General features: G+C 58.8%; 27 protein-coding genes. 16 read left to right on the forward strand and 11 right to left on the reverse strand.

Features of this window, described 5'->3' with window-relative positions:
- Nucleotides 1-678: an HAD hydrolase-like protein gene (locus tag JNM28_00540; GenBank protein MBL8066918.1), complete on the reverse strand. Its 678-nt coding sequence runs from the start codon at nucleotides 676-678 to the stop codon at nucleotides 1-3.
- Between the two features lie 91 nt (nucleotides 679-769).
- On the opposite strand from JNM28_00540, the gene JNM28_00545 reads away from it, so the two are divergent.
- The 6 genes from JNM28_00545 to JNM28_00570 all read left to right on the forward strand — a co-directional run bounded on the left by JNM28_00545 (nucleotide 770) and on the right by JNM28_00570 (nucleotide 3,943).
- Complete coding sequence (locus tag JNM28_00545; GenBank protein ID MBL8066919.1) at nucleotides 770-1,609, forward strand: polyamine aminopropyltransferase; 840 nt, start codon at nucleotides 770-772, stop codon at nucleotides 1,607-1,609.
- Between the two features lie 86 nt (nucleotides 1,610-1,695).
- Nucleotides 1,696-2,478, forward strand: a complete 783-nt coding sequence (locus tag JNM28_00550; protein MBL8066920.1) for a matrixin family metalloprotease — start codon at nucleotides 1,696-1,698, stop codon at nucleotides 2,476-2,478.
- Between the two features lie 73 nt (nucleotides 2,479-2,551).
- Entirely contained in the window at nucleotides 2,552-2,743 is a 192-nt protein-coding gene (locus JNM28_00555; GenBank protein ID MBL8066921.1) for a hypothetical protein, read from the forward strand.
- A gap of 9 nt (nucleotides 2,744-2,752) precedes the next feature.
- Nucleotides 2,753-2,965 (forward strand): hypothetical protein, encoded by a 213-nt coding sequence (locus JNM28_00560; protein MBL8066922.1) that lies wholly within the window; start codon nucleotides 2,753-2,755, stop codon nucleotides 2,963-2,965.
- Nucleotides 2,966-3,047: 82 nt separating this feature from the next.
- Nucleotides 3,048-3,476 (forward strand): winged helix-turn-helix transcriptional regulator, encoded by a 429-nt coding sequence (locus JNM28_00565; protein ID MBL8066923.1) that lies wholly within the window; start codon nucleotides 3,048-3,050, stop codon nucleotides 3,474-3,476.
- A gap of 98 nt (nucleotides 3,477-3,574) precedes the next feature.
- Nucleotides 3,575-3,943 carry a hypothetical protein gene (locus JNM28_00570; protein MBL8066924.1) on the forward strand — a complete coding sequence of 123 codons (369 nt, stop codon included), beginning with the start codon at nucleotides 3,575-3,577 and terminating at the stop codon, nucleotides 3,941-3,943.
- A 28-nt stretch (nucleotides 3,944-3,971) separates the two neighbouring features.
- Here the strand turns inward: JNM28_00570 and JNM28_00575 are convergent, their stop codons facing one another.
- The 5 genes from JNM28_00575 to JNM28_00595 are packed head-to-tail and all read right to left on the reverse strand — an operon-like array spanning nucleotide 3,972 to nucleotide 7,999.
- Complete coding sequence (locus tag JNM28_00575) at nucleotides 3,972-4,565, reverse strand: aminoacyl-tRNA hydrolase (protein MBL8066925.1); 594 nt, start codon at nucleotides 4,563-4,565, stop codon at nucleotides 3,972-3,974.
- 3 nt (nucleotides 4,566-4,568) lie between these two features.
- Nucleotides 4,569-5,387: an undecaprenyl-diphosphate phosphatase gene (locus JNM28_00580; GenBank protein ID MBL8066926.1), complete on the reverse strand. Its 819-nt coding sequence runs from the start codon at nucleotides 5,385-5,387 to the stop codon at nucleotides 4,569-4,571.
- Nucleotides 5,375-6,511 (reverse strand): UDP-N-acetylglucosamine 2-epimerase (non-hydrolyzing), encoded by a 1,137-nt coding sequence (wecB, locus tag JNM28_00585; protein ID MBL8066927.1) that lies wholly within the window; start codon nucleotides 6,509-6,511, stop codon nucleotides 5,375-5,377. The genes JNM28_00580 and wecB overlap by 13 nt, the downstream gene beginning before the upstream one ends.
- Complete coding sequence (locus JNM28_00590) at nucleotides 6,504-7,526, reverse strand: undecaprenyl/decaprenyl-phosphate alpha-N-acetylglucosaminyl 1-phosphate transferase (protein MBL8066928.1); 1,023 nt, start codon at nucleotides 7,524-7,526, stop codon at nucleotides 6,504-6,506. The genes wecB and JNM28_00590 overlap by 8 nt, the downstream gene beginning before the upstream one ends.
- A complete protein-coding gene (locus tag JNM28_00595; protein ID MBL8066929.1) occupies nucleotides 7,523-7,999 on the reverse strand; it encodes a cytidine/deoxycytidylate deaminase family protein in 477 nt (158 codons plus the stop codon). The genes JNM28_00590 and JNM28_00595 overlap by 4 nt, the downstream gene beginning before the upstream one ends.
- Before the next feature lie 148 nt (nucleotides 8,000-8,147).
- Between JNM28_00595 and JNM28_00600 the strand changes: the two genes are divergently transcribed.
- The 8 genes from JNM28_00600 (at nucleotide 8,148) to JNM28_00635 (ending at nucleotide 14,057) form a co-directional block, all read left to right on the forward strand.
- Complete coding sequence (locus JNM28_00600; protein MBL8066930.1) at nucleotides 8,148-9,062, forward strand: TIM barrel protein; 915 nt, start codon at nucleotides 8,148-8,150, stop codon at nucleotides 9,060-9,062.
- Nucleotides 9,063-9,135: 73 nt separating this feature from the next.
- Nucleotides 9,136-9,906 carry a carbonic anhydrase gene (locus JNM28_00605; protein MBL8066931.1) on the forward strand — a complete coding sequence of 257 codons (771 nt, stop codon included), beginning with the start codon at nucleotides 9,136-9,138 and terminating at the stop codon, nucleotides 9,904-9,906.
- Nucleotides 9,907-9,969: 63 nt separating this feature from the next.
- A complete protein-coding gene (locus JNM28_00610; protein MBL8066932.1) occupies nucleotides 9,970-10,962 on the forward strand; it encodes a peptidylprolyl isomerase in 993 nt (330 codons plus the stop codon).
- A 4-nt stretch (nucleotides 10,963-10,966) separates the two neighbouring features.
- Entirely contained in the window at nucleotides 10,967-11,593 is a 627-nt protein-coding gene (locus JNM28_00615) for a peptidylprolyl isomerase (protein ID MBL8066933.1), read from the forward strand.
- A 4-nt stretch (nucleotides 11,594-11,597) separates the two neighbouring features.
- On the forward strand, nucleotides 11,598-12,152 hold the full coding sequence (locus JNM28_00620) for a peptidylprolyl isomerase (protein MBL8066934.1): 555 nt from the start codon (nucleotides 11,598-11,600) through the stop codon (nucleotides 12,150-12,152).
- A 40-nt stretch (nucleotides 12,153-12,192) separates the two neighbouring features.
- Nucleotides 12,193-12,921 (forward strand): DUF3137 domain-containing protein, encoded by a 729-nt coding sequence (locus JNM28_00625; protein ID MBL8066935.1) that lies wholly within the window; start codon nucleotides 12,193-12,195, stop codon nucleotides 12,919-12,921.
- Nucleotides 12,921-13,475, forward strand: a complete 555-nt coding sequence (locus JNM28_00630; protein ID MBL8066936.1) for a LemA family protein — start codon at nucleotides 12,921-12,923, stop codon at nucleotides 13,473-13,475. The genes JNM28_00625 and JNM28_00630 overlap by 1 nt, the downstream gene beginning before the upstream one ends.
- 24 nt (nucleotides 13,476-13,499) lie before the next feature.
- Nucleotides 13,500-14,057 carry an acyl-CoA thioesterase gene (locus JNM28_00635; protein MBL8066937.1) on the forward strand — a complete coding sequence of 186 codons (558 nt, stop codon included), beginning with the start codon at nucleotides 13,500-13,502 and terminating at the stop codon, nucleotides 14,055-14,057.
- A 32-nt stretch (nucleotides 14,058-14,089) separates the two neighbouring features.
- Here JNM28_00635 and JNM28_00640 read toward each other — a convergent pair whose 3' ends face one another.
- From JNM28_00640 to JNM28_00655, 4 genes are read right to left on the reverse strand one after another with little or no spacing between them, the layout of a single operon-like run.
- Nucleotides 14,090-15,568, reverse strand: coding sequence for a hypothetical protein (locus JNM28_00640; GenBank protein MBL8066938.1), 1,479 nt, complete (start codon nucleotides 15,566-15,568; stop codon nucleotides 14,090-14,092).
- Complete coding sequence (locus JNM28_00645; GenBank protein MBL8066939.1) at nucleotides 15,553-16,533, reverse strand: NAD-dependent epimerase/dehydratase family protein; 981 nt, start codon at nucleotides 16,531-16,533, stop codon at nucleotides 15,553-15,555. The genes JNM28_00640 and JNM28_00645 overlap by 16 nt, the downstream gene beginning before the upstream one ends.
- 16 nt (nucleotides 16,534-16,549) lie before the next feature.
- Nucleotides 16,550-17,446, reverse strand: coding sequence for a sugar phosphate isomerase/epimerase (locus JNM28_00650; protein ID MBL8066940.1), 897 nt, complete (start codon nucleotides 17,444-17,446; stop codon nucleotides 16,550-16,552).
- Nucleotides 17,447-17,497: 51 nt separating this feature from the next.
- Nucleotides 17,498-18,841 carry a hypothetical protein gene (locus tag JNM28_00655; protein MBL8066941.1) on the reverse strand — a complete coding sequence of 448 codons (1,344 nt, stop codon included), beginning with the start codon at nucleotides 18,839-18,841 and terminating at the stop codon, nucleotides 17,498-17,500.
- A 76-nt stretch (nucleotides 18,842-18,917) separates the two neighbouring features.
- Here JNM28_00655 and JNM28_00660 point away from each other — a divergent pair, with 76 nt between their 5' ends.
- Nucleotides 18,918-19,442 (forward strand): redoxin family protein, encoded by a 525-nt coding sequence (locus tag JNM28_00660; protein MBL8066942.1) that lies wholly within the window; start codon nucleotides 18,918-18,920, stop codon nucleotides 19,440-19,442.
- 60 nt (nucleotides 19,443-19,502) lie between these two features.
- Nucleotides 19,503-20,459: a hypothetical protein gene (locus tag JNM28_00665; protein MBL8066943.1), complete on the forward strand. Its 957-nt coding sequence runs from the start codon at nucleotides 19,503-19,505 to the stop codon at nucleotides 20,457-20,459.
- Here the strand turns inward: JNM28_00665 and nrdR are convergent.
- Nucleotides 20,456-20,935, reverse strand: coding sequence for a transcriptional repressor NrdR (gene nrdR / locus JNM28_00670; protein MBL8066944.1), 480 nt, complete (start codon nucleotides 20,933-20,935; stop codon nucleotides 20,456-20,458). The two genes, JNM28_00665 and nrdR, sit on opposite strands and share 4 nt — an antisense overlap.
- Between the last annotated feature and the right edge of the window lie 271 nt (nucleotides 20,936-21,206).

The following is a 21,206-nucleotide window of genomic DNA, read 5'->3' on the forward strand; positions in this document are numbered from 1 at the left end:
CTAATCCTCAAGCAAGAGCGCCGGAAGGTGGTTGATATTGGCCACCAGGTGGGTGTGGGGGTACGGCATCAGCGCTTCCCGCGAATGGGTGCCTTCGGTGACCCCGACAACCCATCCGCATCCGCTGATGTTGCCCATCAGCAGGTCATTGGGGGTGTCGCCCACCTTGGCCACGTGGGCGGGGTTGTCCACGGCGAAACGTTTCATGGCTTCAAACACCATTTGCGGGTTGGGTTTGGGTTTGTTGACTTCGTTTCCGGCGACCGTCCAATCGATGATCCCGCCTTTCCACTTCAGCTTTTCCAAAATGTGGTCGGCCACATGCCGGTTCAAGCACGTGTCGAGCACGACGAAGATGCCGTTCTGTTTGAGGACGCTAAAAACAGACATCGCCCCGGGAACCGGGATCGCCTCGTCCGCGAAATAGGCGTTGAGCGTGGCATCGAGTTTGACGACGGTCTCGGCCACAAAAGCCGGGTTTTCAGCGCGGTCGTCCCCTACTCGGCGCAATGAGCGGTTGACGACGAATTCCGGCGGTGATCCCATCCAGGGGATGAAAGCGCCGGGCGGGATTTCAAAGCCATATTCCTTGAAGAAGTCGGACATAACGCGGGCGATCCCCCCACGGTCGAACACGGTTGTGCCCGCCATGTCGAACATCACCAATCGCGGCTTCATCTCCGCCAAGTATGACCCAATGGGGGTCGCTGTTCGTTCGGCCCGCTGCCCATGTTATGCGGATTCTTTAGAAATCCAGGTGAAATAGGGCGTGCAAACTTTGACCTACCCGATCCGGAGCGACAAGCTGACAATGACCGTCGCCGTGGAAGCCCATGTGGCCAGCGTCGGCTCCCCGTTCCAGCAGATCGACATCTACCGGACTACTGAATTGGGGCACATGTTATTTTTGGACGGCCATGTGCAACTGGCCGAATTCGACGAGCACGCCTATCACGAATCCTTCGCCCACATCCCCCTTTCTGGCATGGCCTCACCAAAGAGCGCGCTGATCGTCGGCGGGGGCGACGGGGGATTGCTTCGGGAACTTTGCCGCCATTCATTTTCAACCATCCACATGGTGGAAATTGACGATATGGTGGTCGCCACCTGCCGCGACCACCTTCCCGGGTTGAGCCACGGTGCGTTCGATGACCCTCGCGTGCAGATATTCTACGAAGACGCCTTCGCCTTCCTCAAAAACCCTCCACAACGGTACGATGCCATTTACATCGACGCGACCGATGTTTACGAAGAAGAAGACGGTTCGTTGAGCGAGCAACTGTTCACGGGCGGGTTCTACCGCGATTGCCGGAATGCGTTGACCGAAGGTGGGATTGTTGCCACCCAGGCCGACAACCCGGTTTTTTGTCCCTATTCGGCGGCGCCCTTGCTCGGCCAGTTTGAAGCGGCGTTTGGCCAATCGGGGTTCTATTGGTGCCTGGTGCCCAGTTTTGGCGGGTATTCCGGATTTGTGTGGGGGAGCCCGCAACACCGTCCGGCGAAATCCCGGCAACTGCCCGCCGACCTCGCCACCCGGTATCTGGACGACCTGACCTACCGGCTGGCGTTTAGCCCGCTGCCGTTTGGTGACCTCGCGCCCAAACCGTAGAAAAAACCGGGATCGCACAATCCCCTGCCAAATACGGGAGGCCGCAACCGAGGCGTGCGGAACACATGCCGTGAGGTTTGTTTTCCATGCCCGCCTTGTTGCCCTTTGCCCTCGCCTTTCTGCTTTCCCCCCAAACAGGTTGGGAAGCACGGCCTAACCGGCCGCTCGAAGTCCCCGCCGAAGTCCACAAGAACGTCGTGGAGACTTTGAACGACGCCTTGGAAGCCCAATCCAAACGGGACTACCAACTTTCGTTGGCCTTGTTGCACGGCGTCATCTACCAAGGCGGGGTCAAAGTCGCCGTGGATCCCCGGTATCCGGCCCCTAACGCGGCCGCCAAGGAAGGTCTCGACCGGGCCCTGCGCACATGGGAACAGTCGCTGGGCAACGATGACCCAATCCGTTTTGTCTCCGATCCGGCCTCGGCCGAGGTCAAGATCCAGTTCGTCGACAAGGTGCCCCGGTCGGGCCACGATGCCCTGGGGCTCATTGAACTCAAAAAGGAATACCGGTGGAACAACTCCCGGTACGAAACAATCGTCTCGGGCACCATTTACATTCAGACCCACTTTGAAAAAGTCCCGCTGGATACCACCCAGTACAGCGAGGTGGCGGCCCACGAGCTTGGCCACCTGCTGGGTCTGGAGGACATGCCCAATACTGGGCAATTGATGGGGCCGATGTTGCTGGACAAGCCCGTGCCGACCCCCAACCGGCGCGAAGTTTCGGCCGTGCAATTTGTGCGGAACCAAGCCCGCCGGCAATGGAACAGCGTTTTGGATTCGATGCAAAAAGATGCTGGTTCCAGGCTGGGCTCATTCCAGCTGGTGCAAAAATCGCACTATCTGGCATGTTGCACAGGAGGCTAAGGCCCTTGAGTGCGGAAAATCACCTTCAGAGAACTTATGGAGGCTCTCAACTATGGTCAGCGCGAATTATGCAATGAATTCAACCCTGGCCGGTTTGAAGCGCCTTGAGGCTCAACTTCAGCGCGCCATGCTGGAAGCAAGCGGAAAGGCGCCACAGCAATCGGCCCAGCAGCCCGAAAAAGTGGCAGAACGGATGGACTTCGAGGCAAAGAAAACCGAAGCCCGAGCCAACACCGTGATGAATGCCCTCGACATCTCCGCCTGAGGAAAGAAAATGATGGTCAGCCCCGCATTCTCAATGCTCGCCCGCAGCCTCAACGATGCCCAAGACAGGGCTCTGCGGGCGGCTGGCCAGATCAGCCAAGGGGGCGACATCGCCGAATCGTTCGTCGACCTGAAGATGGCCGAACTCCAAACCAAGGTGGCGGCCAAATCGCTCCGCGCCCTGGACGAAACAACCCAATCCGTGCTCGACATCCTCGCTTAAGCCGGACGCCGGGCCTTGACTTGCCCCCCAAGGCCAATTGAAAGTGCAACCTGCCCTCGACCTAAAGCGGTACTCTGGGCCCGTGCCGGAAAGCCAAATCGGGCCCCTCATCGCCACGATCTACGAACTCCAATCATCCTGGTTGGAGCCCCGACTCAAGAAATCCGGCATGCGGTGGACGACATTCCAACTGCTTGCCACGGTTATGGCCGCCGGAGACGGGGCCTCCCAAGCCGAGGTGGCCCGACGGCTTGGCGTCGCCCCCGCCACACTCAGCGAGTCCGTCCACGCCCACGTGGATTCTGGTCACCTACTCCAAGAACCTTCGCCTGGAGACCGCCGCAAGAAGATCCTCCGCCTCACGCCGTCTGCCAAGAAAAGGATGGGCGAAGTGGGGAAACACGTCCGGGAACTGGAATCGCGGATGTCCCGTTCGCTCCAAGGCCAAGAGCTTTCGGATTTGGAGAAGATGTTGGAAAAAGTCGTTGAAAACCTGGAGGGGGAACCGTAAAGACCCGCACCATCAAGCGACAAAGCAGGTAAAAGTACAGGATCGGGGGCATCTCTTGGGTCCATCCCCTCGTCACTACCTCACAACAGGTGCATTGAATGATCCGGATTGTCGGCGTCCAGCCAAGCGAAAACATCGGTCAAGAGTTCGTTTTGTTGCAAAACCAAGGCAACATGCGGGTCAACCTGCGGGGTCACGCCTTAGTCGCCGAAGATTCACTGCTTGACCCGCCGGGCCTGCAACGCGTTTTTGTCATCAACCAGGATGTTGATATCCCTGCGGGTCACCATGTGGCCATCCGGACAGGTTCTGGCGACCATCAGTGGTGCCACAAGCACGATGGCTACCACATCTACCACTTCTTTTTGAACCGGGGGGAATCGCTTTGGGATTCTCAGAGCACGCTGATGTTGCTGGCCCCCAACCACCGATTCACCCCCCGCAAGGTCGAAACGCTCCTCGTCTAGCTTGGTCGCCATCGGGATTGAGACGATTTTAGACCTGGTTCACCAAGTTCATTGCGCGCTCAAGCCCGTCACTCAACCAAGATTCGATGCCATTGGCCGCGGTTTCGAAAACCCTTTCGACGGCGGCCCGTTCATCTGGGTCGAACCGGCCAAGCACATGGTCGATTGTTTCCCCCGACTTCCCGATGCCGATCTTGATCCGGGGGTATTCGTCGGTGCCCAGCGAAGCGATGATTGATTTGTGTCCGTTGTGGCCCCCGCTGCTGCCCTTGGGCTTCATTTTCAGGGTGCCGGTTGGCAAATCGAGGTCGTCGGTCACAACAAGGATATCGGCGGGGCCGATCCCATAGGCCGCGGCCAGGTCTTTCACCGCGCGACCGCTAAGGTTCATGAATGTCATCGGTTTGACCAAGGCGACCGCCACGCCAAGAATTTCGACCTCCGCGATCAGGGCTTGGCGACGGCCCGTGTTGACTTTAACGCCATGTCTCTTTGCCACAAGGTCAATGATGTCGAACCCCACGTTGTGCCGGGTGTGGGAATATTGGGGGCCCGGGTTACCAAGACCGACCACGAGTTTCTTGGGATAGACCTTGGGCGACTTCTTCTTGAAGAATCCCACTCCTCATGACCTCGAAATGGCAGAAGCGGCGGTGAGGAGAACCACAACCCCCAACACCACCCGATAGATGGCAAAGGGCCAGAGCGACTTCGTCTGCAACAGCTTCATCAGCCAAGAAATGGCTACCCACCCAACTACAAAAGACACGACCGTCGCCACCAAGGTCGGCACCGCCCCTTCGACCATCAGGTTGTCCTTTTCTTTGATAAGTTTGTAGAGCCCGCTTGCCGCGACGCTGGGGATGGAGAGGAGAAATGAAACCCGGGCGGCGGTCGCCCGGTCGAAGCCCCCGAACAGCCCACCGGTGATTGTGGAACCGCTCCGGCTGGAACCCGGGATCAAAGCCAGGCACTGCCAAAGCCCCATCAGCACGCCATCCAAGACCCGGAAGTTCTTAAGGTCGCGATCCTTTTTCCCAAAGTGGTCCGCAACACCCATCAGTAGCCCAAAAGCCACCAGGGAACCAGCAACAACCGTCGCCGTGCGGAAATCCTTGTCGATTTTTTTCTCCAGCAACAAGCCGAGCACGGCGATGGGGAGGGTTCCAAGAATGACACCCCAACCCAAGTTCCAATCATGGCCCCGGTGGCCGGGATCGCGGAATCCGGCGACCCAGCCCTTAAAGACCTGAACGATGTCCCCCCAAAAGTAGATCAGCACGGCCAGCAGCGTGCCCAACTGGATGACTGCGGTGAAGCCGCTCCCCGCATCATCCCACCCGAACAGCGAGGGGACGAGCAGCAGGTGGCCGCTGGAGCTGATTGGCAGGAATTCGGTAAGGCCCTGCACAATGCCAAGGACGACCGCTTCTAAGATCCCCATGATTCCTCCGCCGGGCTTTCGATTCCCAGGTGGTTTAAGGCGGCAAACCGGATCCTCTGCGCCGCCCGCCCGTCGCCATAAGGGGAGACCGCGTGTGCCATCTCCTGGTAAGACGCCCCATCTTCCAAGAGGAAAGCGGCCGCAAGGTACACGTCGTCTTCCCCGGTGCCCACCAGCTTAGCCGTGCCACGCTCGACTCCTTCTGGCCGCTCCGTGGTCGTGCGCAAGACGAGCACCGGGATGCCAAATGTCGGGGCTTCTTCTTGAACTCCGCCGGAATCGGTGAGGATCAGGTGTGCCCGTTGCATCAGTTTCACAAAGTCGGCGTAGTCGGGCGGTTCGATCAGGTCGATCCGCTCATGCCCCGCCAGAATCGAAGTGAGGGTTTTGCGCACAACCGGGTTGCGGTGCATCGCCACAACCAGTTTGAGATCGGGGAAATGATCGACCAACCGTCGGGCCGCCCGGGCGATTTGGAGCTGGGGTTCACCCCAGTTTTCGCGGCGGTGGGTGGTCAAGAGCACCACCCTGCCCTCCCATTCGGGATACCAATCCTTGTCGACAGCTTTGGCGGTGTGGAGCACGGCGTCGATCCCCGTGTTCCCCGTCACAAAGATCTTGGAGCTCGGGACGCCTTCTCGGAGCAGGTTTTCGGCACTCCAGGTTGTTGGCGGAAAGTGGAGGGCGGCAAACAACCCCACGGCGCGACGGTTGAACTCTTCGGGGAAAGGGTTAAAAATGTCGGGAGTGCGGAGTCCGGCTTCGATATGGGCAAACGGGATTTGCCGGTAGAAGCTGGCCAATCCGGCAACAAATGTCGTTGTGGTGTCGCCTTGGGCAAAAACCAGGTTTGGTGCCTCGGCTTCCAAGATCCCATCCAGTCCCCCCAGGACTTTTTGGGTAACGCCGGCAAGGGTTTGGCCGTGCGCCATCACGTCGAGGTCGTGGTCGGGTCTCAGGCCAAATGCGGCCAGGGCCTGTTGGAGCATTTCGCGGTGTTGCCCCGTGCTGACCAGCACCGTCTCGACCTGGTCAGAGTACCGCTGGAATTCCACAACGACGGGCGCGGTTTTAATCGCATCGGGCCGGGTGCCGACGACAAAGAGCACTTTGGGCTTAGCCATTTGACCTCACAAGGAACAGGATTACCCCGCTGAGCGCGATGGCAGCCAGGTAGAGGATCCAAACGGCTTGCTTTTGCGTGAATCCAAATTTGAGCAGTGTGTGGTGGACATGCCGCTTATCCGGGCTAGAGATCGGGCTGCCGCTCAACAGCCGCCGGACCACGACGAACCCCGCGTCGAACAAGGGGATTCCAAAAATAAAGATCGGGATCGCAAGCGCCAGGGTGGCGGCCGTTTTCATCGTGCCGACCACGCTCAAACTGGCCAAGAGGAACCCGACGACCGGCGCGCCTCCGGCAAGGAATATTTTGGCCGGGTTGTAGTTGTATCGCAAAAATCCAAGGCACGCGCCGGCGACTGCCATCGCCAAAATGGCCACACGGGGTTGGCCTTCGATCACGCCGATCACCCCGATCGTTCCCGCACTGATGGTGGCGATCCCCGATGCCAAACCGTCGATGCCGTCGATCGTGTCCATGGTTTTTGAGACCACAAAGATGTAGACCGCGGTCAGTGGGTAAGACCACCACCCGAAATCGATCCAGTGCCCGGCCAAGTTGACTCCGGCGACATGCACACGTCCGACATCGCTCCCCAACGCCTGCACGCCGAATCCGGCAGCCAACAAAATCAAAAGCTGGGCTTTGGCCGAAAGCGGTTTGACATCATCCATCAAACCCATGGCCAAAACGATCAGGCTGGCCACAAAGACACACATGAGATAAGGGGGAACCGGAACCTGCGGGTAGGCAAACGGCAACACGGCCGCCCATGCCACAACAATCCCCAACCAAACCGGCAACCCGCCCCACCGAGGCGTGACTTGCGTGTGCACCCTCCGTTCGTCGCGGGTGGGGTCGTCCATCGCGCCGAATTTTTGGGCCAACTTCATGGCAAAGGGGGTTGTGACTAAAACAACGGCCATTGCGATAAAAGCGGTAGCCAGCGGGGTGCCGAATCCCCCCAACCCGCCCTTAGGGAGGCTGTCGCAGAGCATGTGCCAGAAGGCGTTCACCCGGCGGCCCCTACCCTCTCCAGGCCCAGGCCATCAAACCGGAAGAGTTCCAACCCCGATTCCCGGAAAAGCTCTAAAGAAAAATCGTCCGGGTAATCACCTTCATAGATCACCTGCCGAATGCCGGCATTGATGATCATTTTCGCGCAGGTGTTGCATGGCTGGCACGTCACGTACATCCCCGCGCCATCGCAAGGGACACCGATCATGGCGGCTTGCAGCAGGGCGTTTTGCTCCGCATGCAGGCTGCGGATGCAATGCCCGGCCCTCATGCACCCGGTCGGCCAATCGTGATCCGGCCCGCCTTCCGGACAATGGCTGAGTCCCCGGGGGGCACCGTTGTAGCCGGTCGCGAGGATGCGGCGGTCGCGGACGATGACCGCCCCGACTTGGCGCCGGGGGCAAGTCGCCCGGGTTTTGACAAGGTGGGCGATCTGCATGAAGTAGGCGTCCCAACTCGGCCGCTCGGTCATCACCGGCAATTATGACTGCTTGCGGGATGGAACGGCGGGGCTGGGCTTTTACCCCGTTCCGATGGACGGCCATCCCCATCCGCCCTTCACGGAGAATCTGCGCCTTGACTTGCCCCACAGGCCCCGACCCAGCTAAACTGGCCCCGCAATGAACCCCTCCCGCCGCGACGTCCTTAAAGCTTCTGCCGGGTTGGCCGCCGGGCTCGCCGCCGGAACCGGGTTTGCCGGATCCGCCATGCCCCAATCCACCAAGTTCAAACTCAAATACGCCCCCCACTTCGGCATGTTCGAGAACCATGCGGGCAAAGACCCGGTCGACCAACTCAAGTTCGCCGCCGACCAAGGTTTCACCGCGTGGGAAGACAACGGCATGATGGGCAACGACCCCGCCATGCAAGAAAAGCTGGGCAATGCCATGAAGAGCCTGGGAATGACTTTTGGCGTTTTTGTTGCCGATGCCGAATGGAGCAACCCGGTTTACGCCCTTGGCGGGGAGGAAACCCGGGCGAACCTACGGAAAAAAGCTCAAGCCGCCGTGGAATGCGCCAAGCGGGTGGGGGCCAAGTGGATGACAGTGGTTCCTGGCCCTTACGACAAGCGACTGGCCTGGGATTACCAAACCGCCAATGTCATCGACTGCCTCAAGACCATGGCCGAAGTGTTCGAACCGCATGGTCTGGTGATGGTGATCGAATCCCTCAACCCCTACCGCGACCACCCGGGGATGTTCCTCAGCCGAATCCCGCAGGCGTTCCAGATCTGCAAAGCCGTAGGCTCGCCCAGTTGCAAGATCCTGTTCGACATGTACCACCAGCAGATCACCGAGGGGAACATCATCCCCAACATCGACCTCGCTTGGTCGGAAATTGCCTACTTCCAGCTGGGCGACAACCCCGGTCGCAATGAGCCATTGACCGGCGAGATGAACTATCGCAACATCTTCAAGCACATTCACGGCAAGTCGACCGAACTGGTCATCGGCATGGAGCATGGCAAGTCAGTCGGCGGCAAGGAAGGCGAGGTCAAACTGCTCGACGCCTACCGCTGGTGCGACGATTTTTGACGTGAATTCCCCGCAAAATTGCGGGGAAAAGGCTCGGACTGGCCGATAACTGGATCAGGAAGGATCCCCAGTTATGATCGCCTGTCTCACCACTGCCCTGCAGCTTGTGCTGCTCAACAACCAGATTTCCACCCGGACTTCGGTCCAAGTCGACAACGCGACGGTTGCCAAAAAGCTTAACCCGTACGCCGAAAATGCTTTCAAGCGCTTGGTGGAAGGCAATGCCCGCTTTGCCGAGGGCTTAAACGAGCACGTCCGCCAAAATCCTGAAGCCCGCAAAGTGGCCGCTTCGGGCCAAGCCCCGCACACGATCGTCGTCACCTGTGCCGATAGCCGGGTCAGCCCAGAAATCCTGTTCGACCAGGGTCTGGGCGACCTCTTCGTCATTCGTGTGGCGGGCAACGTGGTGGATCAATTTGGCATCGCCAGCATCGAATATGCGGCGGAGCACCTGAACTCCCCACTGCTGGTTGTGCTCGGCCATGAACGCTGCGGTGCTGTCAAAGCGGCGGTCGAGACCTACCAAGCCAAGCTGGAATCCCACAATGAATCCACTGGCGACCATGGCTCTGATCTGGCCAACATCAATGCCCTGATCGAAGAGATCTTGCCCAGCGTGATGGAAGCCGCCCGCAAACCCGGGGACCTGCTGGCCAATGCCGTGGACATCAATGTTGAAAACAGCATCAACCAGGCCATGGGGCGGTCGGCAATCCTCCGAAAACGGGCCGAAGAATCGAAATTCGACGTCATCGGGGCGACCTACGACCTGGATACCGGCCGGGTGGCGTTCACCGCCCCCAAAGACATTCGGTCGTTTGTCCGGCTCGTCGACAAAAAGTAAGAACTGCAAGGACGGGGGCCAGGTCCGGCCCCTTTTCCATCCCGGGACTTATACTGTGTGAATATGAACAAGGTTTTCCCGATGCTGGCCGTGCTTGTTGCCGGAGCATTGCTGGGCGGATGCGCCAAAGACCCCGAACCGATGGCGGGCGGAACCAAGACCGAAACCACCGCCGCACCGGAAGTCAAACACGAACTCACCCTCACCGGCTCGACTTATGAAGGTGAGAAAGATGGCAAGCCGGTCAAATTGGTTCTGACCCCGGACGGCAAGTTCGAAATGGTGCTTCCCGAAACCGGAAAAGATTCCACAATTCTGCTCGCCGGAACGTATTACCGCGCCGACAGCCGCTATGCCCTCCGGGTCGAGACAAACAATGGCACCGCCCAGGAACTGGAAATGGTCGCCACCAAACGGGGGGATGGAACGATGCAAGCCCCCTCCCAGCTGGGCAATGTCGAACTGAAGAATACGGCCAAGGGCGATGAAGTTGCGCCCATCGACCTTTCCGCAGACCCCAAACCGGGCGACGAAGTCGCCGTTTTTGAAACGGGCAAAGGGAAAATCGTCATCATGTTCTATCCCCAGATCGCGCCCAAAAGCGTGGCCAACTTCAAGGAGCTCATCTCGAGCGGGTTCTACAACGGAACCCGGTTCCATCGGTGCATCGAAAACTTCATGGTCCAAGGGGGCGACCCCAAATCCAAAGATGTCAAGTTGGCTAGCGAGTGGGGCACCGGCGGCAACATGAAGGACGGGGTCGAGGTCAACGTCCCCCACGAATTCGGCTATATTCTGCTCCACAAGCGCGGGGTCGTCAGCATGGCCCGTTCGAATGACGTGGATTCCGCAAGCAGCCAGTTCTTTTTGATGCAACACGACTACCCCTCGCTGGATGGTCAATACTCTGCCTTTGGCCGGATCGTCAAAGGATTGGATGTCGTCGACCAGATCGTCAAAACCGGTTCGAAAGATCCGAACGCGAACGGTTCCGTAAAGCCGGATGACGCTGTCCTTTTGAACAAAGCCACCTTGGCCAAATGGCCGGTCAACTAACCCCATGATTTCCGCACTCTTCACCCTCGCCCTCACCCAGCAGGACATCAGCGTCAAGCGCTCAGCCGACATCGACCAGCGAACCATTGCCCCCCAAGCCGGCGACGAAGTCGGCGTTTTGGAGACGACCAAAGGGAAAATCGTCGTGATGTTTTTCCCGAGCGTGGCCCCCAAACACGTCGATAACTTCATCAAGCTCAGCAAACAGGGGTTTTATGACGGCACCCGTTTCCACCGGTGCATACCGGGCTTTATGGTCCAAGGCGGCGACCCCAACAGCAGAAGGATGGAGGCCTCGGATATGTGGGGCACCGGCGGGCCGTTGGATAGCCAAGGTAACCGGCAGACTGTCAACGCCGAGTTCAGCGACCTCAAACACCTGCGCGGGGTGCTGAGCATGGCCCGTTCCAGCGACCCGAATTCAGCGGGGAGCCAATTCTTCATCATGGTCGCCGATTACCCATCTCTGGATGGGAAATATTCGGCTTTTGGCAAAGTCGTCCAAGGCATGGATGTCGTCGATGAAATCGTGAAGACCGGATCTGCCGACCGTTCCGCCAATGGCAAGGTTGCCCCTAAAGACGCCGTTGAAATCACCAAAGCCACCGTTGTCAAGTGGCCCCTGCAATAAAAGAATGAGCCAACTCTCTCCAACCGCTGCCCCGGGGGCCACCGTCCCGGCCGACGGCGATCCGATCGCTGTCATCCAAACCAACCACGGACGCATCGTCCTCCGGTTTTTCCCGGAAGTCGCCCCGAACCATGTGGCCAACTTCATCGAACTGGCCGAATCGGGCTATTACGATGGCATTCGGTTCCACCGGGTTATTCCTGGTTTCATGATCCAAGGTGGCGACCCCCATTCCCGCGACGAACCTCGCCATATGCATGGCAGCGGCGGCCCGGGGTACAGCATCGCGGCCGAGTTCAACGAAATCCCCCACACCCCGGGCATTTTGAGCGCCGCAAGGACGAGCGACCCCAATTCCGCGGGCTCCCAGTTCTTTCTTATGCACCGCACAGCGCCCCATTTGGACCGGCAATATTCCGTCTATGGCCAAGTGATAGAAGGCATGGATGTCGTGGAAATGATTGTCAACCTCCCCAAAGACCACAACGACAATCCGCTGGAAGAAAACCCGGCGATTATGGAAAAGGTCACAATTTCCACTTGGCCTCTGGAGGGCTGAACCTTCCGGGGCCATAGGCCAAAATAGCCTCGGGAGAACTGTGGAATCGATCGCCAAAACTGCGATTTCTTATGCCCCAATCGTGTTTGGGGCAATCGTCGTCTTGGTCATCGTCGCCCAATACCTTAATGAGAAATCCAAGAGCGAGCGGTTCTTCCGGCTGGCCCAGAGCTTGGGGCTCTCCTATGTCCCCAGTCTCGAAGGAGGCACTGGCGGACTGTTTGAAACCCTGTTCAACCAGTATTCGGCGACCACCTCTTTCGTCGCCAAATATGAAGGCTTTGCCCCCATGGGCCGGCCGCGCGACCGTGTTCGGCACATCTTTTCCGGCCACAAAGGAGAGATGGGGGTCGAGGTGTTCCAATACCAATACACCACGAGCAGCGGCAAAAACTCCTCGACCCACTACTATTCGGTGGCCAGTGCCACGTTCGGATCCGCGCTCCCGGCGATGAGTGTGTCTCCAGAGGGGTTCGCCGACCGGTTCATCAAGTTTTTCGGGGGCCAAGACATCCAGTTCGAATCCAACGAATTCAATGAACGGTTCGTGGTCACCGGTGCCGATGAGCAGGCCGTTCACGCTATCCTCCACCCCCAGATGATGCAATGGATCATGGATCGCAAGCCGCCATCGTTACAGACCGGGCTCAACCGGGTGGTTCTCCACCAAAGCGGCAAGTTGTCCGACGGGTTCTTGACCGACAGCTTGGCCATCATGGCCGAGTTTTGGAGCCTCGTGCCGCCATACGTCAAAGAGGAAGGGGCTTGATGCAGAACGCCATTTTTTTGCTTCTCGGGTCGGTGGCTGTTTTTGTCGCCTGGTTCCTGGCGACGTTCAACCGGGGGGTGCGGCTCCGCCAGAACATAGTGGAAAGCCGGGCCAACATCGATGTCCAACTCAAGCGTCGGCATGACCTCGTGCCAAACCTGGTCGCGGTCTGCAAAGGGTATGCCAGCCACGAGCAAGCCGTCTTTGAATCGATTTCAGCTGCCCGAGCCAATGCCATTGAGAGCCTGGCCCACCACGAAACCGGCTACGAGACGGAAGCGCAGCTCGTCTCGGCGATGAACCGGCTGGTTGCACTGGTTGAAGCGTATCCACAGATCAAAGCCGACTCCCAATTCCTCGCGCTTCAAAAAGAATTGGTCAATACCGAAGACCGCATCGCCGCCGCTCGGCGGTTTTACAATGCGAATTGCCGGGGGTGGAACGTGCTCCGCGAGTCGTTCCCCAGTTCCCTCGTGGTCAAAGGGCCAGAAGCTTTTTACTACGAGGTCGAAGGCGTGGACTTGGTGCCGGTCATCGACCTGAACCGTTCCTGAACCCGCCGGTAGACTCGGTTACCCATGGAAGCCAAACGCGTCCAAGAGACCAAGCTCCGCATGGCGCAGGTGATGACCCCCAACGACGCCAACTTCCTTGGCAAAGTGTTCGGCGGTTCCATCCTCGCCCTCATCGACCTCACCGCCAGTGCCGTGAGCTCCAAATTTGCCGGACGGGTCTGCGTGACAGCCGCCTTTGAGCGGGTGGACTTTTTGGCCCCGGTGGAAATCGGAGAGCTTTTGGAACTCGACGGATACGTCTCTTATGTTGGCCGGACTTCGGTGGAAGTCACGATTGACGTCCATGCCACCCATTTGCGGACCGACACGACCCGCCACGTGAACACGGCCCGGGTCACGATGGTCGCGGTGGAAGATGGGCGGCCCGTCGCCGTCCCCCGGTTGATCTGCGAAACCCGCGAAGAGAAGCTCCGATTCTTAGAAGGCCGGCTGAGGCGGGAACTCCGATCAGAGCGGTCACGCCAGATGACCGGGCTGCTCGAAAAGCTCTCTGGCCTGGATGACACCCAAGTCGAATCCCTTTACGCCAACGACGCGCCGCTCGAACTGCAACTCATCTGATTGACAATCTGAGGAGCGTCCAGGAGAGCAGGTCAACCTTTGCCGAAAAAGGATTCAAAAACCGCTGTCGCCTCTTCCCCGGCGTTTTCTGATTTCACGAGGCGGCCGTTGCGATCCGCTAACCCGGCAGATTGCAACATCCTCGCCCATTCGATCGGTTTTGCAGTCTCCACCCAGTCGGTGTAACTGGGGGGAATCATTTCATGCCGGGAATCCATGGCGATGGAATAGTAAATCCAAAAGCTGTCTTCGGCATAGCCCTTGCCATCCTGGCAATCGGCATAAATGCGGCGGATCATGTCGTCGATAGATTTTTGGCCTTTCGTCGCTGACCTGATCGATATATCTAACAAAAAGCCGACTAATTTGCCTTTAGTGTAGTAACTGACGCCGCCAAAGCCCTGGCTCCCGCTGTTGTCCCAAACCTTGAGGCTCGCCTCTTGGGCGCTGATCTGCGAGTAGGCGGCATTCCGGGATACCGATTGGTATTTGCGGTTCATTTCGTTCAAGAACCCGTCCTTGTCCAGCAGTCCAGCCCGGAGTTGCAACAGGTCGGCAAAGTAGTCCGTCACCCCTTCCAGCCACCAAAGGGTTTTGAGCCGGGGCGCGCGCAACGGGTCGATGGGGCGCAGCTGGGCGGGCCGGATGGCTTTGACGTTCAGAGAGTGAAAGTACTCGTGGAAGATGATGCCGGCCGCCTGCTTGGGATCCCGGCTCCACATGCCGATCCGGCAACTGGTCCCATGCTCCAATCCGGCCGGGAAACTGGCCCACAACCCAAAAAAGGTGTATTCCTTGTAAGGGAGTTCACCGATCAACAGGTGGGTTTGTTCAACCGCCGATTTGGCCACAGCGGCAAAAGCTGCCACATCCACGCCAGACGTGTTGCCAACGGCCACAAAAGTGTGCTTCCGGTTGTCCACCATGAATTCGGATCGTTTGATTTCGGGCGCGAATAAAAACGGCGAATCGCCCAACGTCTCATGGTCTTTGGCCTGCATCGATAAGATGCCGCCTCTATTGGAGCTTGGGATCGAACCTTGGAAATCCCACCCTACGGGTCCGCTCACAGTCAGCTCGACCGGCTTTTGGAGGTTGCCATCCGCAAAGCCGATTACGCCAGCCGGGTTGACAAAAACCAAGTTCGGGGAGATTAGCAGGTTGTCGCTGAAATTGCCTTTGCTTTGGCGGACGGTATAGCGGACAGTGTCCCACTTCCCTTCAGCGACGAATCCGTTTGCCCCGTCGCGGCCGGAAAGTTTGACGGGTTCTCCCTCTTTGGAGAATTCGATTGCGGTGACGGTGTTGCCAAAATCCCACACCTGGTAGTCGCCGGGAATCCAGGCGCTCATCCAAAACTTGGTGGCGGTCTGGCCGTCGGGCAGGCGCATTTCGACTTTGGCGACCCCTGCTTCTTGGTCGAACGTCATGGCATACCGCACATCGTTCGGTTCCGCCCACCCCAGCGCGGCGGTTGCCGCCAATGCCATTCCAATCAGCCATTTCGCCATTTTTCCAACACCTCTCTTTCTTGTTCGACGGTCAACCCGGCCTTGAGGGGTCGGCCCCTGCCGGTTTCTTGCATCCACGCCCAAGTGTCGCGGATGGATTCGATGACCGGACGCTCCGTCAACCCGTTCGACACGGCCGCCGAGACGTCGCCGGTCGCTGCGCCTTCTGGCAACAGCCCCGGGAGCTCCGCCCACCTGCGCACCCCCAGATCGACAAGGTGTTCAAGGGGGATTTCAACCGGGTTGAGTTGAACCCCGATCTCCTGGGCAAAATCGAAGATTGCCGAGCGGAGGTCGCCAAATGTGGCGGCGCGCCGATCCACATTGTAAATCCCCGTGATCCCCTTTTCGATGCAATTGCCCAGGAATCTGGCAAAGTCTCGGACGTCGAGGCAGGTGATCGCTAGGTGATCTGCATCTTGCGGAATGACCATATCGCCCCCCTCGCTGGCGCGCAAAGGCCAATAGGCGAACCGGTCGGTGTGGTCGTTGGGGCCGACGATCACTCCCGGCCTCAATATCGTCGCTTTGTCGCCCCAGCGCTCCTGCACAAGCCGTTCGCAGATGACCTTGTACGGGCCATAGGTTTCATTGGTGAGTTCGCCCGTGTCCTCCTTGAGTTCAAGGAGCTTGGCCGACTCGGGCAACCGCTGGCCATCGCCTTGGTCGTAGACGCTGATTGTGCTGATGTAAATGAAGTGCCGCACCGAGTCGTTCAGGGCTTCGTTCAGCCTTTGGGTCTGGTGGGGGAAGTAGGAATTCACGTCCACGACGGCATCCCATTCCCGGTTGGCAATCAAATCGAGCGGATTGTTCCGGTCACCGACGAGTGATTCCACCCCGGGGAAAAGTCCGGGGTTGGTTTTGCCCCGGTTGAAGTGGGTGACTTGGTGCCCAGCGGCCAGAAGGGTTTCGGTGAACGCGCGCCCCACGAACTGGGTGCCGCCCATCATGAGGATGCGCATCCCCTTACATTACCGGCTAAGGGTTGGCGACGAACGGCCCGCCCCGGCAAGCCTTGAGAAAGTTGAGCCCGTAAACCTGCCCCGTCATCTCCAAGTCGTCTCGGTACACGGGGTCGTGCCATCCTTCGATGTCGATGCACCCTTCCCAACCGGCCTGCCGCAGAATGGAGATCACGTCGTGCCAGTTGGTGTCCCCAAAACCGGGAGTGCGGTGGAAGACCACGTATTCGCCGCACCGGATTCCTTCGGATCTAATTTTTGCCCAGTCGATGGTGGCGTCCTTGCCGTGAATGTGAACGACTTTGCCAACCCACTTCCTCAGTTGGGGCAGGGGGTCGATCAGGCTGACCATTTGGTGGCAAGGCTCCCATTCCAGCCCGATGTGTGCGCTGTCCACGGTGTTGAACATCATTTCCCAGGCCCGAGGTGCGTGAGCAATGTTCCAGGCCGGCTTATCCCAAGTTCCCCCCATGTCGCAGTTTTCAAACCCGATCTTGACGTTGTGGTCTTCGGCCATTTTTGTAAGGGGACCGAAGACTTCGCCAAACCGGGCCATGGTGTCGCCGACGGCGGTGTCGGGCAGGCACCCGGTGAAACCGCAGACCGTTGTGGCACCCCACGCAGCCGCCGAGCGGATCAAAACCTCCCACGCTTCACGGGTCGCCTCTTCGGTCATCGGGTTGCCATAAATGCCGATGCTGTCGATAACCGCTCGTCCATCGAGCATGTCCAAGGTGCTTTTGGCCAATTCGGCCTGGCCCTCAACGGTGTCGGCCCCTTCTGGAAGCTTGGCCCAGTTCGTCAGTTCAAAGCTCTCAAAACCATGGCCGACAATTTGCGAGAGGTATTCCCTGCACCCCTCCATTTTTGCCAGCGTCCCAATGCGGATATCCCGATGCCCCGTGCGATCCATGACGATCCAGGTTTACCAGAATCCGCCGGGGAACCCTGGGGGATTTCTGCCTTAACCCGGTCGGGCTGGGGCCGCCATCGGCGGAGGGCTAACCGCTTCGGCCACCCACCGCAAGACGATCTGAGCAAGCACCGCCAGGAAGAGGCAGTAAAAAACGGCCGGGAAATAGTGGTAATGAGCAAAGAACTTGAGCCAGGCCATTGGGAGGAAGGCGACAAACCCCATGAGCAACAGACCGATGGCCAGCCACCGCCTCCGGTCGTGCCAGATCCCGGCCACCGATGCGATATTTCCGGCCACAAGCGCCCCGTAGAGCCAAGGTGCTGCCGTCAGAAGGGAAAAGAGCCCAGTTTCGAGCGTGATTTGGAGCTGCGGCAGTACCGTCAAGCCCGGCACCAGATAGTTCCCCAAATCAAGGAAAACCCCGGGGCCATCCCGGAATTGCTGCGCCTGATACCCGCTGACCTGGCTGGGCACAACTTGATGCCGCAACACCAAGTAGCCGACCAAGACGGCCCAAAACAAGACAGGACACACCCAGTGAACCCGGCGCCCCTGCAAGGCGAACATGACAGCCACGCCGGTCAGCAATCCGGGCAGCACGACGGCTTGCTCATAGGAGCCCAAGGCCAGGGCAAGGGCCAAGGCGGAAACAACCACCCAAATCCAGGGCATCTTCCCGGGCTGGGCGGCGACCGTCCCCTTCGTCGCCGGCAGATCCATCGGTGTCGGCGGAGAGGGTTTTTGCCCGGCTGTCAACCGCTCATATCGGGCATAGGCGGCGACGCTGGCCAAGGCAAAAATCGCCATCACGCTGGCTGTCCTCCCCGGGAGCCACCCCGTGATCCGGCTGGCAAAACCCAATGGGCCCGGAACAAGAGAGGCCAAAAAGACACAGCCTAAAAAACCCAGCGCCACCGGAACCACCTTGAGTTTCCAAGGACCCCGAGCGAATCCGGCCAGGCACACCCAAGCCAAAATCCAGAACAAACCGAATGCGGCGGCCACCCATTCCAGCCGAACGTGGGCGAGCCCAAAGGCCAAAGTGGCCAAGCCGACGGTCGGAGCATGGTCGGTCAATTCCCGACCTACCCAAAAAGCAACCCAAATGCAAACACTGGCAACGGCGGCGTTGGTGAGGCCAAAACCCGAACCGTTCATACCCCACCGCCAAAGGTCGAACTCAAAAGCGAGCGTGGAAACCGGCCGATAGAAGTGGTTGAACAGCGGCCAGTCCCCGGCAAACCAACTCAACGGGTTGTGGCGGGCTTGGATGTTGGCCAGCAAGACCTTGGTGTCCGTGTCCTCCAGCAAACCGTTGCCGCGCGCATGGGTGACTAACACCCAAACACTCAAAACCAGTGGGATCACCAGCCAAGGCAGCCAACGCTTCATGCCGAACGGATTATCCCCTATGCTCCCGGGACGCAGAACTCCCAACCACGCCAAAGCGTTATCATGGTAAGGAACCATGTCAAGGAAGCTCGTGAAACTCAGCCTCACCGCCGCCGTCCTCATTGCCGGCACCGCGCTTGTTGCAGTGGCGCAAAACAAGACCGCGACGTTTGAAGGCAAAACAGCCCCGTCCTTTAAGCTCAAAATCACCGACGGAACCACCGCGACCAACGCCAGCTTGAAAGGGAAAGTAGTTCTCCTGGACTTCTGGGCAACATGGTGTGGCCCCTGCAAAAAAGCCAGCCCCACCATGCAAAACCTCCACAAAACCTATTCTTCCAAAGGGTTGAAGGTCATTGGCGTCAGCGTCATGGAAGAGGAAAAGGGCAAAGCGGGGGTCGTCAAGTACAAAACCGACCACAAATACACGTACCCGTTTGCCTACGAAGGCGACGACCTGGCCAAGTCTCTCAAAGTTTCGAGCATCCCCCAATTCGTCCTGATCGACAAGAAGGGCAAGATCGTCAAGACCTGGGAAGGCTACAGCGAATCCATCATGGGTGACATCACGGCCAAGGTCAAGGCCGAAATCGCCAAGTAACCCCCGATTGGCCACGCCCCGAACCAGATTTGCGTTTGGGGCGTCTTTGCCTATGCGCCTATGACAAGCCTAATCCTGAGCATTGCCGCGATAGCCGCCGACGACACCTGGCACGACGTCCGGGTTGGAAAGTCGGGCCTTGTCCTGAGCCTGCCGGTGGCGCCTGAAATCGCCACCACCCGCGAAGAGATCCATTTAACCGGCAAATACAAAAGCGTGGTGGTCTCGGTGGTGGCGGCCGAAAAATCCGCCGACCAAACCCAACCGCTATCTGCCGCCCATTCGGAAAAACAAAAGGCGCTCCGAGAACTCTATGGCCGGAAGATTACGGCCACGATGAATGAACAACCGGTAGAAGAAGCCGCCACGTTTGGTGCCGATGAATCGATCGGCTTCGTCGTCGAGGTCAACGACGGCCCGGGACGGGCGGTCGCCTGGCAAAGGGTTTTGGCCGATGGCTGGGAGTACGACATCAATGTGACGTGCGACCGCCGTGACCAACCGGTGTTGGAGCGGATCCTTGGCTCGGCCCGCTATGTCGACCCGGCAACCGGCGATTTCCGGATTACCGCCTTGGGCGCTACTGGCCTTCAAAGCTATCTTGGGATCGCTTTCCTGCCAAAAGAGAATGTTGCCCGCTCAGAAGCCACTAGCGTTGTCCTGGATTCGGGTCAGTTTCCGGCGATGGTTTTGGCGACCCTGTGGCAAAACCCCGAAGTCGATTACGAAAACGAAGCCCAACTGCGCAAAGCGATGACGAAGTGGCTGAGCGCCTTTGTGCAAGGGGCCGAAAGCCGGCTGGAATTCAAGGCGGAAAAGGGTGAAGGCGAAACGCATTTCGACATTTCGGGGACGGTTGTGATCCAGGGGATCGAGATCAAACTGCTCGGCGTCGCCTACGGCCACCGGGACGATGCCCAAGCCGTGATTGCCGTCATTGACCCGCGCCAAGAAGGAGCCGAAGCCTTTGCCCGCAAAATCCTGGCATCTGTTTCAAAACTGCCCGCCAAGGGCTAAACCGGCGTCGTCTGCTTTCTTTTGCCGGGCTTGGGCATCCGGCGGACGATTTCGGCAAAGTCGCTAGGGCAATCGAATGCGCGATAAACACTGCTGTAGCGGATGAAAGCGACGGCATCGATTTCGAAAAGCTCTTCCATGGCCCGTTCGCCGATTTCGCTAGAAGCCACCTCCAAATCCGACTGATCGAACAGATCCCGCTCGATGTTGGCCACGGCCTCCTCAAGCCGTTCGGCGCTGACCGGCCTTTTGCCGCAGGCGAGCAAGAGCGAGTTGAGGAGCTTGTCGCGGTCGAACAGTTGGCGGCCCCCGCCGCTCTTGATCACATAGAGCCTCGGCCGTTCCGGTTCTTCAAACGTTGTGAATCGCCGCCCGCAGGATTCGCATTCGCGCCGGCGGCGGATGGCTCCACCGTCTCGGGCCGGTCTGGAATCGAACACCTTTTGTTCGGCGTGGCCGCAATAGGGGCACTTCATGGGCGGATCACTGAGGATACAAGCCGACTTATGGACGGGATCCGGCTTGCCCACATAGTTTTCCACAGGCCTTTGGGAGAAAACCGGGGATGTTTTCCCCATTGTTAACGGGCTTTAGAAATTTTTCCGGGCGGGCCAAATTGTAATAGGGATCCACATCGGGCAACTTTCGATCATTTGCATTGGCGCACTATTCTCGAAACCGAAGCACCATTGATGCGCCCCCGGCTCAGTTCCTGCTTGTGAGCGCAGCCAAAAGGCCAAGAAGGGC

The organism is Armatimonadota bacterium, from assembly GCA_016789105.1.
Classification (GTDB): Bacteria; Armatimonadota; Fimbriimonadia; order Fimbriimonadales; family Fimbriimonadaceae; genus UphvI-Ar2.